This window comes from Pelagibacterium sp. 26DY04 (genome assembly GCF_031202305.1).
Lineage (GTDB): Bacteria > Pseudomonadota > Alphaproteobacteria > Rhizobiales > Devosiaceae > Pelagibacterium.
Map to the genome: position 1 here is coordinate 3,808,674 of NZ_CP101731.1, position 14,710 is coordinate 3,823,383.

19 protein-coding genes are annotated in these 14,710 nt (G+C 63.2%); 5 read left to right on the forward strand and 14 right to left on the reverse strand.

All coding sequences use genetic code 11. The features are described from left to right. Window positions 1–6: 6 nt before the first annotated feature. The 9 genes from NO932_RS18910 to ffh form a co-directional block, all read right to left on the reverse strand. Entirely contained in the window at window positions 7–1,452 is a 1,446-nt protein-coding gene (locus tag NO932_RS18910; RefSeq protein WP_309208921.1) for a protein adenylyltransferase SelO family protein, read from the reverse strand. A 40-nt stretch (window positions 1,453–1,492) separates the two neighbouring features. Beyond that, window positions 1,493–2,263, reverse strand: coding sequence for an anti-sigma factor (locus tag NO932_RS18915; protein WP_309208922.1), 771 nt, complete (start codon window positions 2,261–2,263; stop codon window positions 1,493–1,495). Window positions 2,264–2,276: 13 nt separating this feature from the next. Beyond that, window positions 2,277–2,768: an RNA polymerase sigma factor gene (locus NO932_RS18920; RefSeq protein ID WP_309208923.1), complete on the reverse strand. Its 492-nt coding sequence runs from the start codon at window positions 2,766–2,768 to the stop codon at window positions 2,277–2,279. A 52-nt stretch (window positions 2,769–2,820) separates the two neighbouring features. Next, window positions 2,821–3,210, reverse strand: a complete 390-nt coding sequence (locus tag NO932_RS18925) for a hypothetical protein (RefSeq protein WP_309208924.1) — start codon at window positions 3,208–3,210, stop codon at window positions 2,821–2,823. 143 nt (window positions 3,211–3,353) lie between these two features. Continuing rightward, window positions 3,354–3,923 carry a 50S ribosomal protein L19 gene (gene rplS, locus NO932_RS18930; RefSeq protein WP_309163541.1) on the reverse strand — a complete coding sequence of 190 codons (570 nt, stop codon included), beginning with the start codon at window positions 3,921–3,923 and terminating at the stop codon, window positions 3,354–3,356. 118 nt (window positions 3,924–4,041) lie between these two features. Then, window positions 4,042–4,740, reverse strand: a complete 699-nt coding sequence (gene trmD / locus NO932_RS18935; protein WP_309208925.1) for a tRNA (guanosine(37)-N1)-methyltransferase TrmD — start codon at window positions 4,738–4,740, stop codon at window positions 4,042–4,044. Further along, window positions 4,737–5,306, reverse strand: a complete 570-nt coding sequence (gene rimM / locus NO932_RS18940) for a ribosome maturation factor RimM (protein WP_309208926.1) — start codon at window positions 5,304–5,306, stop codon at window positions 4,737–4,739. Before rimM ends, trmD begins: the two co-directional genes overlap by 4 nt. 6 nt (window positions 5,307–5,312) lie before the next feature. Continuing rightward, window positions 5,313–5,714, reverse strand: coding sequence for a 30S ribosomal protein S16 (gene rpsP, locus NO932_RS18945; protein ID WP_309163537.1), 402 nt, complete (start codon window positions 5,712–5,714; stop codon window positions 5,313–5,315). 36 nt (window positions 5,715–5,750) lie between these two features. Continuing rightward, window positions 5,751–7,292: a signal recognition particle protein gene (gene ffh, locus NO932_RS18950; RefSeq protein ID WP_309163536.1), complete on the reverse strand. Its 1,542-nt coding sequence runs from the start codon at window positions 7,290–7,292 to the stop codon at window positions 5,751–5,753. 287 nt (window positions 7,293–7,579) lie between these two features. Between ffh and dapF the strand changes: the two genes are divergently transcribed. The 5 genes from dapF to NO932_RS18975 are packed head-to-tail and all read left to right on the forward strand — an operon-like array spanning window position 7,580 to window position 11,824. Next, on the forward strand, window positions 7,580–8,446 hold the full coding sequence (dapF, locus tag NO932_RS18955; RefSeq protein ID WP_309208927.1) for a diaminopimelate epimerase: 867 nt from the start codon (window positions 7,580–7,582) through the stop codon (window positions 8,444–8,446). Next, window positions 8,443–9,705, forward strand: a complete 1,263-nt coding sequence (gene mtaB, locus NO932_RS18960; RefSeq protein ID WP_309208928.1) for a tRNA (N(6)-L-threonylcarbamoyladenosine(37)-C(2))-methylthiotransferase MtaB — start codon at window positions 8,443–8,445, stop codon at window positions 9,703–9,705. The genes dapF and mtaB overlap by 4 nt, the downstream gene beginning before the upstream one ends. Beyond that, window positions 9,702–9,905, forward strand: coding sequence for a hypothetical protein (locus tag NO932_RS18965; RefSeq protein ID WP_309208929.1), 204 nt, complete (start codon window positions 9,702–9,704; stop codon window positions 9,903–9,905). The genes mtaB and NO932_RS18965 overlap by 4 nt, the downstream gene beginning before the upstream one ends. A gap of 2 nt (window positions 9,906–9,907) precedes the next feature. Further along, window positions 9,908–11,131 carry a signal recognition particle-docking protein FtsY gene (ftsY, locus tag NO932_RS18970; protein WP_309208930.1) on the forward strand — a complete coding sequence of 408 codons (1,224 nt, stop codon included), beginning with the start codon at window positions 9,908–9,910 and terminating at the stop codon, window positions 11,129–11,131. Window positions 11,132–11,137: 6 nt separating this feature from the next. Then, the gene (locus NO932_RS18975; protein WP_309208931.1) at window positions 11,138–11,824 is read left to right on the forward strand and encodes a septation protein A; all 687 of its coding nucleotides are present in this window, start codon (window positions 11,138–11,140) and stop codon (window positions 11,822–11,824) included. Here NO932_RS18975 and NO932_RS18980 read toward each other — a convergent pair whose 3' ends face one another. The 5 genes from NO932_RS18980 to ccmA are packed head-to-tail and all read right to left on the reverse strand — an operon-like array spanning window position 11,825 to window position 14,584. Beyond that, window positions 11,825–12,376, reverse strand: a complete 552-nt coding sequence (locus tag NO932_RS18980) for a DsbE family thiol:disulfide interchange protein (RefSeq protein WP_309208932.1) — start codon at window positions 12,374–12,376, stop codon at window positions 11,825–11,827. Next, entirely contained in the window at window positions 12,373–12,534 is a 162-nt protein-coding gene (ccmD, locus tag NO932_RS18985; RefSeq protein ID WP_309208933.1) for a heme exporter protein CcmD, read from the reverse strand. Before ccmD ends, NO932_RS18980 begins: the two co-directional genes overlap by 4 nt. After that, window positions 12,531–13,304: a heme ABC transporter permease gene (locus NO932_RS18990; RefSeq protein WP_309208934.1), complete on the reverse strand. Its 774-nt coding sequence runs from the start codon at window positions 13,302–13,304 to the stop codon at window positions 12,531–12,533. The genes ccmD and NO932_RS18990 overlap by 4 nt, the downstream gene beginning before the upstream one ends. After that, window positions 13,305–13,967: a heme exporter protein CcmB gene (ccmB, locus tag NO932_RS18995; protein WP_309208935.1), complete on the reverse strand. Its 663-nt coding sequence runs from the start codon at window positions 13,965–13,967 to the stop codon at window positions 13,305–13,307. Further along, complete coding sequence (ccmA, locus tag NO932_RS19000; protein WP_309208936.1) at window positions 13,964–14,584, reverse strand: heme ABC exporter ATP-binding protein CcmA; 621 nt, start codon at window positions 14,582–14,584, stop codon at window positions 13,964–13,966. Before ccmA ends, ccmB begins: the two co-directional genes overlap by 4 nt. Window positions 14,585–14,710: the final 126 nt, after the last annotated feature.

The following is a 14,710-nucleotide window of genomic DNA, read 5'->3' on the forward strand; positions in this document are numbered from 1 at the left end:
CGCCAGTCAATTGATGGTGAAACTTTCGATCCCGTAGGCGCGGCCCATGTCCTCGATTTCGGCCAGAGCTGCCTCCAATAGCGACCAATCATCATTCTGGGCGATCGGTACCCAGATCGCCTCGACCTCTTCGATCAGCATGGTCCTTGGCCGCGATCGGCTGAAATAGGGGTGATCGAGATTGGCGTCGGGTGCGGTTTCATAGTCATCGAGCAATGCTCTGAGCGCCGCAAAACTCTCGCTGCCATAACTCGACGCCTCCGGGCTGTCTCCGGCGCGCTTTTCCGAGGCCATCCCGCCGCGCCAATCGAAAAACACCTGCTCATAGGCCGGCCGCTCGGCCTCCATGAAGGAGAAAAAGGCGGAAAGAAGCTGGCTATCAGCCGTTGCACCGCGTGAAACCACGCCAAGCCTTTTGACCACGACCTGCGCCAGGGATCGTTGAAAGGCCGGCCAGAAGCGGTTGAGTTGGGGTTCGAGCTTTTCGACGCTCGAAAGCGGCACCAGGCATTCGGCCAGCCGCGTCATGTTCCACGCAAGCGCATCGGGCTGGCGCCCGAAGGCATAAAGCCCGGTTTCGTCGAAATAGGCTGCCGTGAACAATGGATCATAGCGCGGAAGAAACCGCCACGGACCGTAATCGAAGCTTTCGCCGGTGATGTTGGTGTTGTCGGTATTGATCACCCCGTGGACGAACCCCGCCCCGATCCATTGCGCTCCTACCCGCGCCACGCTTTCGGCCACGGCGCCGAGCAGGCCGGGCACGCGATCATCGACCGGCAGATCACCGAGGTTGGGATAATAGTGAGCGATCGCATGGTCGACGAGCCGCGCCATCCCCGCGTGATCTCCCAGATAGTCGAGACGCTGGAAGGTTCCGATGCGGATATGGGAATGGGAGAGCCGCACCAGAACCGAGGAGCGCGTTGGCGATGGCTCATCGCCGCGATAGAGCGCCTCGCCGGTCTCGATCAGGGAAAAGCTCTTGGACGTCTCGACACCCAGCGCCTCGAGCATTGTGGTCGCCAGCACTTCCCGAACGCCGCCCTTGAGCGTCAGCCGCCCGTCCCCTCCCCGCGACCACGGCGTCGTGCCCGAACCCTTGGTGCCGAAATCGAGCAGCTTGCCATCATTGGGATCGTAGGCCTGGGCAAAGAGAAAGCCGCGCCCATCGCCCAGATCGGGATTGTAGCCCTGAAACTGATGCCCGTGATAGCGCAGCGCCAGCGGCGCCTCGAAGCTGCCCCGGAGCGGCTGGAACCGGGCGAAATGGGAAATCCATTGCTCCTGCGTCAGCCCACCAAGTCCCATGCGTTCGGCCCATCGCCGGTTGCGGTGGCGCAGAATTGTCTTGGGGAAGTCGGCCGGGGAAACGATATCGTAAAACGCATCGCCTAGGCGGGCGTGAACCGTTGCGCCTTTGAACCGGGAGATCACATCGCCATCCTTCATGCCCAGCCAACGCGACAGTCCGCGACTGGTTTCGGTTCGCTTAGATGGTTTCGAAATGAGCGTAAACCGCGCGCGAGATGTCTTCGAGATCGCCGCGGTCGAGAAAACCCGAAATGGCATAGGCGATCGGCCCGTCCACCCAGCGGAAGGTGTTGACCCCATCCTCGGCTGAAAACTGGAAGGCCGTGTCCCGCGCGCCCGCATTGCGCGCCAGAAGAATGGTGGCCCGATCCCCTTGCGGGTTCTCATACATCAGCATGGCGCCGGGACGTCCGCCCAGCGGCAGCAGCCGCCCGCCCACCAATTCGAAGCCCAGATCGGCAAGGCTGGGGGCGGTAAAGGGTTTCTCGATGCGGTTGCCCAGCCAGGTGACCAGATGATCGCGCTCGGCCGCGCCGACTTCGACCGGATGGCGGACCTCGCGCACATAGGTGAGAAAGACATCCCGCGCCGCCACGTCAAGCCATTGCGCTTCAGAACCGGGCTGCATCAACACGCCGCGCGCGGCATAGCCCGCGCCGCTCCCGAGCCCAAAGGCAATAAGCAATGCGGCGGCGATCGCCGGCCAATTGGCAAGCCATCGGCGTGAGGAGGAACGCTCGGGAATATCGGCCGCTGTCGCGAAGCCATAATCGGCGAGAGTATCGAAAAGCGCCGCTTCGTTGGCGCGCCAGCTCTCGATCTCCTGCGCCAGCTCGGGATGGTCGAGGAGATAGGCCCGCACCAACGCCTCCCGATCCGCGTCCAGCCGGCCATCGGCATAGGCGTTGAGATCGTCTTCGGTGGGAGGGTCGGTCTCGGGTCTGGTCATCGGCGCTGCAAAATCATCGATTGGCGAGTGAGTGGATGGAATGATGGGCCAGCAATTCGCTCAATTGCCGCCTGGCGCGCGAAAGCCGGGACATGACGGTGCCGATCGGAATATCGAGGATCGCCGCCACCTCGGCATAGGCGCGCCCTTCGATGGCGACGAGCAGCAGCACCGCACGGGCTTCGGGCTGGAGCGTATCGAGAGCGCGCATCAGCGTGTTCTGCAACAGCGGATCGGGGGCGCTCGTCTCGTCGGCGAGTTCGCTCTCATCGGCGATCGCATGGAGCGCCGGCTGGCGCGCCCGGCCCCGCAATCTGTTGCGGTTGAGATTGGTCATGATCGTATAGAGCCAGGCGCGTCCGTTCTCGCCGCGCCACTGCTTTTCGTTCTCTATGGCACGCAGCACCGTGGCCTGGAAAAGGTCTTCGGCCTCCTCCCGGTTTCCCGTCAGCCCGTGTGCATAGCGCCTGAGCGCCGGCAGATGGGTTAAAAGCGCCTCTCGCATCCGGTACCGTCCCGGCGCGACCTGCCAAATGGCCGCGCCGGACACACTACCATCAAGGACGCGCCACGTCCCAATTGCCCCCGACCCCATCGCCGGACGTCATGCCCGGTTCAGTGTCGTTGATCCAGTAATAGAGCGGCATGCCGTCCTTGGCCCACATCAGGGTGCCATCGGTGCGCTCGACGATGGAATAGGGTTCTTCGGCTTCATCGCCCTCCTCGGCGAAAAACGGCGGCCAGTTTTCGGCGCATTGATCATAGCAGTTCGAAACCCCCTCCTCGTCATTGCGGAAGGTGTAGAGGACCATGCCCTCGGAATCGGCGATGACCTCGCCGATATCGGTTTCAAGGGTTTGGACGTCCGGTGCGGCAAAAGCGGCACCCGCAGACAGGGCAAGCGCGGCCGTGCCGGTGGCGAGCCGGGTGAAAAGACGAAGCGACATGATGGTCTCCCTTTTGAGCACTAGGCATGCGCCGCGCGCACGCCCTCACGCCCTAAAGACACCGCCGCCTTCCGGTTTATTCCGGGCGACAAGAAAAAAGCCCGGTCGATGACCGGGCTTTTCCATTTCGAAATCGGCGAAACTTATTCGCTCTTGTTCTCTTCGGCAGGCGCTGCATCGGCAGCGGCTGCGGCTTCCGCAGCGGCGGCCTCTTCGGCAGCCTTCTTTTCGGCGGCTTCCTGAGCGGCCATTTCGGCGGCTAGGGCCTCGGCAGCGGCGATCTTTTCGGCTTCGCGGGCGGCGCGGGCGTCGGCAGCGGCCTGGCGCTCATCGGCCTCGATGCGCTTGGTGCGGGCGTTGGTGGATTCGAAAATACGGGCCGCCTTGCCGCGACGATCGCGCAGATAGTAGAGCTTGGCGCGACGGACCTTACCGCGCTTCAAAACCTCGATGCGGTCGATCATCGGCGAGTGGATGGGGAACACGCGCTCCACGCCTTCGCCATAGGAGATCTTGCGCACGGTGAAGCTTTCCATCAGCCCACCGCCGGAACGGGCGATCACCACGCCTTCATAGGCCTGGAGACGTTCCTTTTCGCCTTCGCGGATCTTGACCCACACCTTGACGGTGTCGCCATGGGAAAATTCGGGGATGGCACGTTTTGCAACGAGCGCATCGAGCTGCTCTTTTTCGAGCTGCTGAATGATGTTCATATCGATTTCCGTTCTATCTTTTCACTGGAGCCCCTTGTGGAGCCCGGTCTTGTTTGGACGGATCGGGATATATCCCGACAAAGTCGAGCGCGGCTATACACGCGAAACGACCAAGAGTCTAGGGCTTCTCGACCATGCGGGCCCAAAGATCGGGCCGGCGCTCGCGCGTCAGCGCTTCGGACTGCTCGCGCCGCCATTTCTCGATCCGGCCGTGATCGCCCGAGGTGAGGACCGCAGGAATTTCGCGGCCTTCGAAAACCTGCGGCCTTGTATATTGCGGATATTCGAGCAGCCCGTTCTCAAAACTCTCGTCCGCATGACTCTCGGCGGCTCCGAGCACCCCCGGCAACAGCCGTACAACCGCTTCGAGCAGCACCATTGCGGCCACTTCGCCGCCTGCCAGGACATAATCGCCGATGGAGATTTCTTCGAGCTCGCGCGCTTCGATCACCCGCTGGTCCACGCCCTCGAACCGCCCGCAGACGATCACCGCTCCCGGCCCGGCCGCAAGCTCGCGCACCCGCTTCTGGGTCAGCGGCTTCCCTCTGGGGCTCATGAGGATTTTAGGCCTCGGGTCTTCGGACGGCGCTACATCATCAAGCGCAGCGCCGAGGATGTCGGCGCGCAGGACCATGCCCGCTCCGCCGCCGGACGGTGTGTCATCGACGGTGCGATGCTTGTCGGCGGCGTAATTGCGCAGGAAATGAGTATCGAGCGACCAGGCGCCATTCTCGATTCCCCGTCCGATCACCGAAGCGCCGAGCGGTCCGGGAAACAGATCGGGGAACAGCGTTATGACCGAAGCGCGGAAACTCATTGCGCTTCGTCCGGATCACGATCCTCCGGATCGCGCGGGGCATCTTCGAGCCAGCCCTCGGGCGGAACGGCGACGACATAGCCCTCGGAAATATGGAGTTCGGGCACCACGGCCTTGGTAAAGGGAAGGTAAACCGATTTCCGCGTGCCCGCCAGCCGCACGTCCAAAAGGTCGTCGGAGCCGAAATTCTCGATCGTCGAAATGGTGCCCAGCACGGTCCCGTCGCCGTGGCGCACCTCGAGCCCGATCAGGTCGGCATGGTAGAATTCGTCTTCGTCGGGCGCCTCGAGCTGCTCGCGATTCACATAGAGCGAGACGCCATTGAGCTTTTCGGCCTCGTTGCGGTCGGTTACCCCCTTGAGCGTGGCGATCACCACGTTCTTGGCGACCCGCGCCTTGGCGATGGAAACCGAAAGGCCCTTGCGGTCGGTTTGAAGCGGATCATAGTCGGCAATAGCCAAGGGGTCTTCGGTGAACGCTGTTATGCGCACCTCCCCCTTGATCCCATGGGCCGCACCGATGCGGCCCATGAGAATGCGGGTGTCAGGCTGGTTTGGCCCGGCCACCTTGTCTTACTCGGCGGGAGCTTCTTCAGCCGGGGCTTCTTCGGCCGGAGCAGCTGCGGCTTCCTTGGCGGCTTCTTCGGCGGCGCGCTTTTCTTCGGCGCGCTCAAGCGCCTTGGCGCCGGGCTTGCCCTTGTTGGGGTTGTTGCGCGCTTCGCGCTTCAGAAGGCCGGCGGCATCGAGGAAGCGTTCCACGCGGTCGGTCGGCTGCGCGCCGTTCTTGAGCCAGTGGGTGGCGCGATCGGTATCGATCACCACGCGCTTTTCGTCGCCCTTTTCGAGCATCGGATTGTACGAACCGATACGCTCGATCACGCGGCCATCGCGCGGCGAACGGGCATCGGCAACGACGACGTGGTAGTAGGGGCGCTTCTTGGAGCCGGCGCGAGCCAGGCGGATCTTGATAGCCATGATTGGTCTTTCAGTTTTTAAGAGTTGATCTAAGGGTTACTTCTTTTTTCCGGGCAGTCCCGGGAGCCCCGGGAAACTCGAACCGCCAAGGCCGGGAAGGCCGGGCAATCCGCCTCCGCCCCCCTGCTTGACGAGTTTGGAAAAATCATCGGGCAGCTTGGAGGGATCGCCTCCCATCTGCTTTGCCATCTGCTCGATCTGGGCCGGGTCCATGTCGGGCATGCCGCCCATCATTTTCTTGCCCATGCCGCCGAACATGTTGGCCAGCCCGCCGGCACCGCCGCGGGAAACCTTTTTCATCATGTCCGCCATCTGGCGGTGCATCTTGATGAGCTTGTTGATTTCCGACACTTCCACCCCGGCGCCGGCAGCGATGCGCTTGCGGCGCGAGGCGTTCAAAAGATCGGGCTTTTCCCGTTCCTTTTTGGTCATCGACTGGATGATGGCGATCTGACGATCGAACATCTTGTCGCCCATCTTGCCCTCGGGCAGGTTCTTGGCCATCTGGCCCATGCCCGGCATCATCTTCATGAGCGAGGCCATGCCGCCCATCTTCTTCATCTGCTCGAGCTGGCCTTTGAGATCGTCCAGGTCGAACTGACCCTTCTTCATCTTCTTGGCCATCTTCTGGGCATCTTCGGCCGAAACCGTCGCGGCGGCTTTTTCCACCAGCGAGACGATGTCGCCCATGCCCAGGATCCGGTCGGCGATGCGCTTGGGATGGAAATCTTCAAGCGCATCCATCTTTTCGCCGACACCGATCAGCTTGATCGGCTTGCCGGTCGCAGCCCGCATCGAGAGCGCCGCGCCGCCGCGCCCGTCACCATCCACGCGGGTGAGGACGATACCGGTGACATCGACGCGCTGGTCGAACGAGCGGGCCAGATTGACGGCATCCTGACCGGTGAGGCTGTCTGCGACGAGCAGGATTTCATGCGGATTGGAGACGCGCTTGATCTCGGCGGTCTCTTCCATCAATTCTTCGTCGATATGGGTGCGGCCCGCGGTATCGAGCATCACCACGTCGTAGCCGCCGGTTTTCGCGCTCGAAATGGCGCGTTTGGCGATCTCGACCGCCGATTGGCCGGGGATAATTTCGAGAACATCGACCCCGATCTGGCCACCCAGCGTCTTCAATTGCTCCATAGCCGCCGGGCGGCGCGTATCGAGGGAGGCGAGCAGGACGCGCTTGTTCTGCTTGTCTTTCAGCCGCTTGGCGATCTTGCCGGTGGTCGTGGTCTTGCCCGAGCCCTGCAGGCCGACCATCAGGATCGGCACCGGAGCGGGCGCATTGAGCGAAATCGGCACCGCCTCTTCGCCCAAGACGGCGACAAGTTCGTCATGGACGATCTTGATCACCTGCTGGCCGGGCTTGACCGAACGGGTGACTTCCGCGCCCACGGCGCGCTGGCCCACCTGCTCGGTAAAGGCCCGCACCACTTCGAGCGAAACGTCGGCCTCGATCAGCGCGCGGCGAACTTCACGCAGCGCGGCTTGCACATCGGCTTCGCTGAGCGCACCTCTCCCGGTGATCCCGGAAAAGATCTTGCCCAAGCGGTCTGACAGGCTTTCAAACATAGGTTTCGCTCATTTATCTCGTGTCAGCGGTGACCGGAATATGGGTCACATGCGGTCAAATGCAAAGCGCACCCGCGGGCGCAACGCGCTGACGGGTGTTGACCGGATGCCTCTCGGGCAGCCTAGTGACTCTATATTCCATCGTTTCTGACAGAAGGTCGGGTGGCTTATACGGGCGAGGGGTGCAAGAGTCAATTGCCGCGGCGGCAGGCGCAAAGGTGGAAATCTCAATGCTTTTGCGCCATATAGGCCGATACGCACAGTAAACCCGAGCCCAAAACCCTGCCATGACCGCGCCGCTGCCCTATCTCAAGATGAATGGCCTTGGAAACGACTTCGTCGTCCTTGATGCGCGAGACAAGAAAATTGCCCTGTCGCGCCAAGAGGTTATCGGCATTTCCGACCGGGCAAAGGGCATTGGCTGCGACCAGCTCATCATCATGGAAAATGACGGCACCCAAGGCGTCGACGTCTTCATGCGCATCTACAATGCCGAGGGCGGCGAGGTCGCCGCCTGCGGCAACGCCACGCGCTGTATCGCCGCCTTGGTGGCCGGAGAAACCGGCAAGGATGCAGTCACCATCCGCACCAATGCCGGCATCATAGCGACCCGCATCGATGGCGATCTCGTTACCGCCGATATGGGCGCCCCCCGTTTCGCCTGGGACCAGATCCCGCTCGCCGAGCCCTTCGCCGACACCACGGGGATCGAGCTGCAGGTCGGGCCGATCGATGCGCCGGTGCTGCATACCCCTTCGGTGGTCAATGTCGGCAACCCGCACGCAATCTTCTGGGTCGATGATCTTGAGGCCCACGACCTTGCCAAGTTCGGCCCCATGCTGGAAAACCATCCCCTCTTTCCCGAACGCGCCAACATCACCATCGCCCAGGTGCTTTCGGATGAGAGCATCAAGATCAAGGTCTGGGAGCGCGGCGCCGGGCTGACGCTGGCCTGCGGCACCGCTGCCTGCGCCACCGCCGTCGCAGCCGCGCGCAAGGGGCTGACCGGGCGCAAGGTCACGATCGAACTTCCCGGCGGCCCGCTCGATATCGAATGGCGCGCTTCGGACGATCATATCCTCATGACCGGGCCCTGGACCCTCGACGGCGAGGGCGTGGTTCCAGCCGCTCTCCTTGGAGAGAACGCCGCATGAGCATCGAAACCATCATCTTCGGGTGCCGGCTCAACGCCTATGAATCGGAGGTCATGAAGGCCGAGGCGGCAAAGTCGGGGCTGACCGACGCCATCATCGTCAACACCTGCGCGGTGACCGCCGAGGCGGTGCGGCAGGCCAAGCAGACCATCAGAAAGGCCCGCCGCGACAACCCGGAGGCCAGGATTATCGTCACCGGCTGCGCCGCGCAGACCCAGGCGCGCGATTTCGGCGACATGGCCGAAGTGGACCTGGTGATCGGCAACAACGACAAGCTCAAAGCCGAGAGCTACCAGCCCATCGCCTTCGGGGTGCCCCTCAACGACAAGGTGCAGGTCAACGACATCATGAGCGTGACCGAAACCGCCGGCCACCTGATCGATGGGCTGGACGGCCGGGCCCGCGCTTTCGTCCAGGTCCAGAACGGCTGCGATCACCGCTGCACCTTTTGTATCATCCCCTATGGGCGCGGCCCGTCGCGCTCGGTGCCCATGGGCGTGGTCGTCGACCAGATCAAGCGGCTCTGCGACAACGGCTATGCCGAAATCGTGCTGACCGGCGTGGACATCACCTCTTATGGCGGCGATCTGCCCGGCGCGCCGACGCTCGGCAAGCTCACCCAGGCGATTTTGAAGCACGTCCCCGCCCTGCCCCGCCTGCGCATCTCCTCGATCGATTCCATAGAAGCCGATCCGGCGCTCTATGAGGCCGTGAGCGATCCCCGCCTGATGCCGCATTTGCATCTGTCGCTGCAATCGGGCGACGACTTGATTTTAAAGCGCATGAAGCGCCGCCATTCGCGCGCCGACGCGCTCGACATCGTCGAAAAGCTGCGCGGCTTGCGCCCCGACATGGTGTTCGGCGCCGATATCATCGCCGGTTTCCCGACCGAAACCGACGAGATGTTCGAAAACACTTATCGCTTCGTTTTCGAAGCCGATCTCACCTATCTGCATGTCTTCCCCTATTCGCCGCGCGAGGGCACCCCGGCGGCGCGCATGCCCCAGGTCGCAAAGCGGGTGGCGCGCGAGCGCGCCGCGCGGCTGCGCGCCCTGGGCGAAGAACAGTTCGCAAAGCTTTGCGCCTCGCGCATCGGACGGCGCGAAAACGTGCTGATCGAGCGCGAAGGCATGGGCCGCACGGAACAGTTCGTGCCCGTACAGCTTTCCGCGGGTAAGCCCGGCGAGATCATTTCCACTTCGATCAGCGGCACCGATGCGGCCGGGCTCGTCGGAGAGCCCGAAAGGCAAGCAGCATGAGCACCAAGCTCCCGCCCCAGACCGCCAAGGACATGTTCAAGACCGAGCGCGACAAAGACGAGACGTCCGAAACCAAACGGGCTCTCGAGCGCAGCGCCACGCATCGGGAGAGACGCGATGGCGATGAGCCCGAAACGGGCAAGGACAAACTCGAGCGCGCCGCCGAACAGAACGACCGGCGCAACAAAGACAACGGATAGGCATGGCCGAAAACAAAAAGCCCTCGCTCTGGGATCGTATGCTCGGCCGCACGCAAGCGCCGGCCGAGCCCACCCCTCCTGCTGACGATCAAGACAGCCGCGATGCCGCTCCACCCGAAATGCAGGTGGAGTGGGTTGAAAAAGGCCACCCCGGCGCGCCCGAGCGCGAACCCCCGACGCCTGAAGATGTCACCGACCCCCTCGAGCATCCCGACGCCATTGAGGATGAAATCACGGGCGATCCCGAAGCCCCGGCGGAAGGTTCCGAGCCTGAGCCCGCCCCGCCTGCGCCCGGACAGGCGGAAAAGCCCAGGAACTGGTTCCAGCGGCTGAGCGACGGGCTCAAGCGCTCGTCGGACAATCTCTCCAATTCGATCGGTGCGATCTTCACCAAGCGCCGGCTCGATGAGGCAACGCTGCAGGACCTCGAGGATACGCTGATCGCCGCCGATTTGGGGATCGACACGGCCATGGCGATCACCGACAGGCTGCGGGCCGAAAAGTTCGACAAGGATATCTCCACCGACGACGTGCGCGAGGTTCTGGCGGCGGAAGTTGAATCCGTCCTCGGGCCCGTGGCCGAGCCTCTCGCCATCGATCCGGGCAAGAAGCCTTTCGTGATCCTCATGGTCGGGGTCAACGGTTCTGGCAAGACGACGACGATCGGCAAACTCACGGCCAAATACAAGGCCGAGGGCAGATCCGTCCTGCTCGCCGCCGGCGACACCTTCCGAGCCGCCGCCGTCGAACAGCTCCAGGTCTGGGGGCAGCGCAACGACGTCGAGGTTTTGACGCGCCCCACCGGCGCCGATGCCTCGGGGCTGGCCTTCGATGCCGTGGCCAAGGCGCAGGAAACCGGCACCGATATCGTGATCATCGATACCGCCGGACGCTTGCAGAACCGGTCCGAATTGATGGACGAGCTTGAAAAGATCATCAGGGTCATCAAAAAGCGTGACGCCACCGCCCCCCATGCAACGCTTCTGACCCTCGATGCGACGACAGGACAGAATGCCCTTAATCAGGTCGAAATCTTCGGGCAGAAAGCCGGTGTCACGGGGCTCGTGATGACCAAGCTCGATGGAACGGCGCGCGGCGGCATCCTTGTTGCCATCGCCAGGAAATTCGGCCTGCCGATCCATTTCATCGGCGTTGGCGAATCCATCGGCGATCTCGAACCCTTCAGCGCCGCCGATTTCGCCCGCGCCATCGCGGGCAGGGAGTAACAAGAAATGGCCCAAACCCAGCCGGAAACCGCCCAAGCCGATCTTCAGGATCTCAAGCCCGCGCTCACCAAGCTGGCACTCGAATTGGGACCGCTCGTGGCCTTCTTCATCGTCAACGCGCAGGGCGAGCGGATCATGGAGGCCTTTCCGGTGCTCGGGACCTGGTTCGCCCAGCCGATCATCTTTGCCACCGCCGTGTTCATGGTCGCCATGGCGATCTCGCTGGTGCTCTCCAAGATGATCTTGAAGCGCATCCCCGTCATGCCGCTGGTCACCGGTGTCGTGGTTCTCGTCTTCGGCGGCATGACGCTCTATTTCCAGGACGCCCTGTTCATCAAATTAAAGCCCACCATCACAAACGTGTTGTTCGGCTCGGTGCTCCTGGGTGGGCTGGTCTTCGGCCAGTCGCTGCTGCGCTACGTCTTTGGCGAGGTTTACAAGCTCCAGGAGCGCGGCTGGTATCTGATGACCTTGCGCTGGGGCGTGTTCTTCTTCGTCCTCGCCGCGCTCAACGAAATCGTCTGGCGCAATTTTTCCGACGATTTCTGGGTGGCCTTCAAGGTCTGGGGCATCATGCCGCTGACCATGATCTTTGCCATGAGCCAGCTCCCGCTGCTCACCAGATATGCTCCGCGCGAGGACACACCCAGCCCGGTGGAAACGGCCGCCCAAGCCGCTCAGACCGAGATGTAGCTAGGCCGGCTCGCGAGCCGCTTCGATGGCGGGAAGCAGCACATTCTCATAGCTATCGGCATCGAGCGGTCCGGTATGCTTGAACCGGATCGTGCCTTCATTGTCGACGACAAAGGTTTCAGGCACCCCGTAGACGCCCCATTCGATGCCGACCCGCCGGTCGCGATCCGCACCGATCCGATCGTAAGGATTGCCGAGTTCGGCCAGGAACGCCCGTGCGTTTTCCGCCGGGTCGTCATAATTGATGCCGAAAAGCGCCACATCGCGATCCGCAAGGTCCATGAGCAGGGGATGCTCGGCCCGGCATGGGACACACCAGGACGCAAAGACGTTGACGACGACGACGCCATTGCCGGCCATGTCCGCCGTGGCAAAACCCGGCTGGTCATGGCCTTCGATGGCTGCCAGATCGAAGCTGGGCACCGGCCTGTCGATCAGGGCCGAAGGCACAAAGCTCGTCGAACGGCCCATTTGGGTGGCAAAGACGGCGATAAGGCCGACCAGCACCACCAGCGGCAGAACCGCGAGGCCGATGCGCACCGAAGGTTTCATTTCGCCCTGCGCGCCTGCCGCGCCGCTTCGAGCGCTTCAACCCGCGCCTTGGCGGAACGGGCCGAAATCGCTGTCCAGCCGATCACGCCCCCGACCACGACGATCGTGCCCAGATAGGCGGCGGCGATGAATTCCCAATGCTCTCCAAGCGCGATCATGCGGCGCCTCCCGCGGCACGAGCCTGCGCCAGTTCGAGCGACCGGATGCGGCGTTTGGTGACCTCGGTGCGCATGCGCACCAGATGGAGCGTCAGAAACAACAGCGAGAAGGCGACGGTCATGATCAGCAGGGGGGCCAGCATCGATCCATCCATGGTCGGCCCGTCCGCACGGAACACCGAGGCCGGCTGGTGCAGGGTCTGCCACCAATCGACCGAGAATTTGATGATCGGGATATTGATGGCGCCCACCAGCGTCAGCACCGCAACGATGCGCGCCGCCTTGAGCTGATCGTCGAATGCCCGCCAGAGCGCGATCAAACCGAGATAGATAAAGAGCAGCACCAGGGTCGATGTCATGCGCCCGTCCCATTCCCAGAACGTGCCCCAGGTGGGCCGGCCCCACATCGAGCCGGTGAACAGCGCCAGGGCGGTAAAGGCGGCGCCGAGCGGGGCGGCGGCCTTCTGGCTCACATCGGCCATGGGATGGCGCCAGACCAGCGTGCCGATGGCCGAACAGAACATCACCGCATAGCAGAACTGGCTGAGCCAGGCCGTGGGCACATGCACATACATCATGCGCACGGTGTCACCCATCTGGTAGTCGGCGGGCGAAGCGAAAAAGGAAAAGTAAAGCCCTATCACAAAGGCGATCGCGGTGATCGTGGCAAGGGGCCAAACGATATGGCGGGTCCATCCCATGAACATGCCCGGATGGGCGATACGGGTGAACCAGCCCGGTTCGGCGGGTTTGGGCTGCGTCTGGGCCATCTATTCCCCGGAAATCCTGAGCGCCAGCGCCGCAGCAAACGGGGCAAGCGCGATACTCAAAAGACTCAGCGCCGCGAGCAGCAGCAGCGCCTGGGACGATCCGCCCAGCCGCGCCACATCGAAGGCGCCGGCCCCGAAAATAAGCACAGGAAGGCTCAGCGGCAAGACAAGAACAGGGGCGACAAGCCCCCCGCGCTTGAGGCCAACTGTCACAGCCGCCCCGATCGCCCCGAACGCGGCGAGCGCCGGTGTCCCCAACCCCAGCGAGGCCGCCGCCAGCCAGAACCGCTCCGCATCGAGCCCCAGCATCAGGGCCAGGATCGGCATGGCGACGATCAGCGGCAGGCCGGTCAAAAGCCAGTGCGCCACAAGCTTTGCCGCCACCACCGCTTCGAGCGGCAGAGCGGCATGGCGGAAGACGGCAAGACTTCCATCCTCGAAATCGGTGCGGAACAGCCTGTCGTTTGACAAGAGCTGTGCCAAAAGCGCAGCCACCCAGATGATGGCCGGCGCGAGCTGGGCCAGGAGCGGACGATCCGGCCCCACGGCGAACGGCATCAGAACGCCCACGATCACAAAAAAGAGAACGAGCGTGAGGATGTCGCCGCCCTGGCGCAGCGCCAGGCGCAGATCGCGCGAGACGATGGCAAGGAACGCTTTCATTGTACGCCGCTCCCCAGCACCAGGCTTCCGACCCTGCCGGTCAGTGCAATGTCGAGATGGGTGGCGATCACCGCCAGCCCGCCATTGCCGATATGGCGGGAAACAAGTTCGCCGACCCAAGCGGCTCCGGCCGTATCGAGTGCGCTGGTGGGTTCGTCCAGGAGCCAGAGCGGGCGCGGAACCGCGACGAGCCGGGCTAGCGCCAGCCGCCGCGTCTGGCCGGCCGACAACAGCCCCGCATCGAGCGAACCGAGCCCACCCAGCCCCGCTGCCTCCAGCGCCGCGCCGATATCGGCGTCGCCTCCGCCAAGGGTATCGGCCCAGAACTTGAGATTCTCGGCAACGCTCAGCCCCGATTTGATGGCCGGCGCATGCGCGACATAATGGAGATGCGCCAGGGGCGACGCCTCAGGATCACGGCCAAGGTAGGCAATGGTGCCCGTTTCGGGCGCGAGCAGACCGGCGAGCGCCATCAATGCCGAGCTTTTCCCGGCCCCGTTGGGGCCCCGCAGCAGCAACGCCTCGCCGGACGATATATCAAAGCTCAGGTCAGAAAGGATCAGCCGTCCGCCGCGCACAATGGAGAGGGCGTGGACGCTCAGGCCCGTGTCCGGCATGCGAGTAAGCCCTCGGTTCGTCATGCCAAAGCTCTATTGAACCCAAGTCCGGGCTGGCAAGTGCAAATTGAATTCATTATAGAGAGGGCGAATTGGGCGGGGGGACGTGACGACTCTATCCTGCCT

Coding starts and splice junctions, on each gene's coding strand:
- NO932_RS18910 (WP_309208921.1), bottom strand. CDS start 1,452: ATGAAGGATGGCGATGTGATCTCCCGGTTCAAAGGCGCAACGGTTCAC.
- NO932_RS18915 (WP_309208922.1), bottom strand. CDS start 2,263: ATGACCAGACCCGAGACCGACCCTCCCACCGAAGACGATCTCAACGCC.
- NO932_RS18920 (WP_309208923.1), bottom strand. CDS start 2,768: ATGCGAGAGGCGCTTTTAACCCATCTGCCGGCGCTCAGGCGCTATGCA.
- NO932_RS18925 (WP_309208924.1), bottom strand. CDS start 3,210: ATGTCGCTTCGTCTTTTCACCCGGCTCGCCACCGGCACGGCCGCGCTT.
- rplS (WP_309163541.1), bottom strand. CDS start 3,923: ATGAACATCATTCAGCAGCTCGAAAAAGAGCAGCTCGATGCGCTCGTT.
- trmD (WP_309208925.1), bottom strand. CDS start 4,740: ATGAGTTTCCGCGCTTCGGTCATAACGCTGTTCCCCGATCTGTTTCCC.
- rpsP (WP_309163537.1), bottom strand. CDS start 5,714: ATGGCTATCAAGATCCGCCTGGCTCGCGCCGGCTCCAAGAAGCGCCCC.
- ffh (WP_309163536.1), bottom strand. CDS start 7,292: ATGTTTGAAAGCCTGTCAGACCGCTTGGGCAAGATCTTTTCCGGGATC.
- dapF (WP_309208927.1), top strand. CDS start 7,580: ATGACCGCGCCGCTGCCCTATCTCAAGATGAATGGCCTTGGAAACGAC.
- mtaB (WP_309208928.1), top strand. CDS start 8,443: ATGAGCATCGAAACCATCATCTTCGGGTGCCGGCTCAACGCCTATGAA.
- NO932_RS18965 (WP_309208929.1), top strand. CDS start 9,702: ATGAGCACCAAGCTCCCGCCCCAGACCGCCAAGGACATGTTCAAGACC.
- ftsY (WP_309208930.1), top strand. CDS start 9,908: ATGGCCGAAAACAAAAAGCCCTCGCTCTGGGATCGTATGCTCGGCCGC.
- NO932_RS18975 (WP_309208931.1), top strand. CDS start 11,138: ATGGCCCAAACCCAGCCGGAAACCGCCCAAGCCGATCTTCAGGATCTC.
- NO932_RS18980 (WP_309208932.1), bottom strand. CDS start 12,376: ATGAAACCTTCGGTGCGCATCGGCCTCGCGGTTCTGCCGCTGGTGGTG.
- ccmD (WP_309208933.1), bottom strand. CDS start 12,534: ATGATCGCGCTTGGAGAGCATTGGGAATTCATCGCCGCCGCCTATCTG.
- NO932_RS18990 (WP_309208934.1), bottom strand. CDS start 13,304: ATGGCCCAGACGCAGCCCAAACCCGCCGAACCGGGCTGGTTCACCCGT.
- ccmB (WP_309208935.1), bottom strand. CDS start 13,967: ATGAAAGCGTTCCTTGCCATCGTCTCGCGCGATCTGCGCCTGGCGCTG.
- ccmA (WP_309208936.1), bottom strand. CDS start 14,584: ATGCCGGACACGGGCCTGAGCGTCCACGCCCTCTCCATTGTGCGCGGC.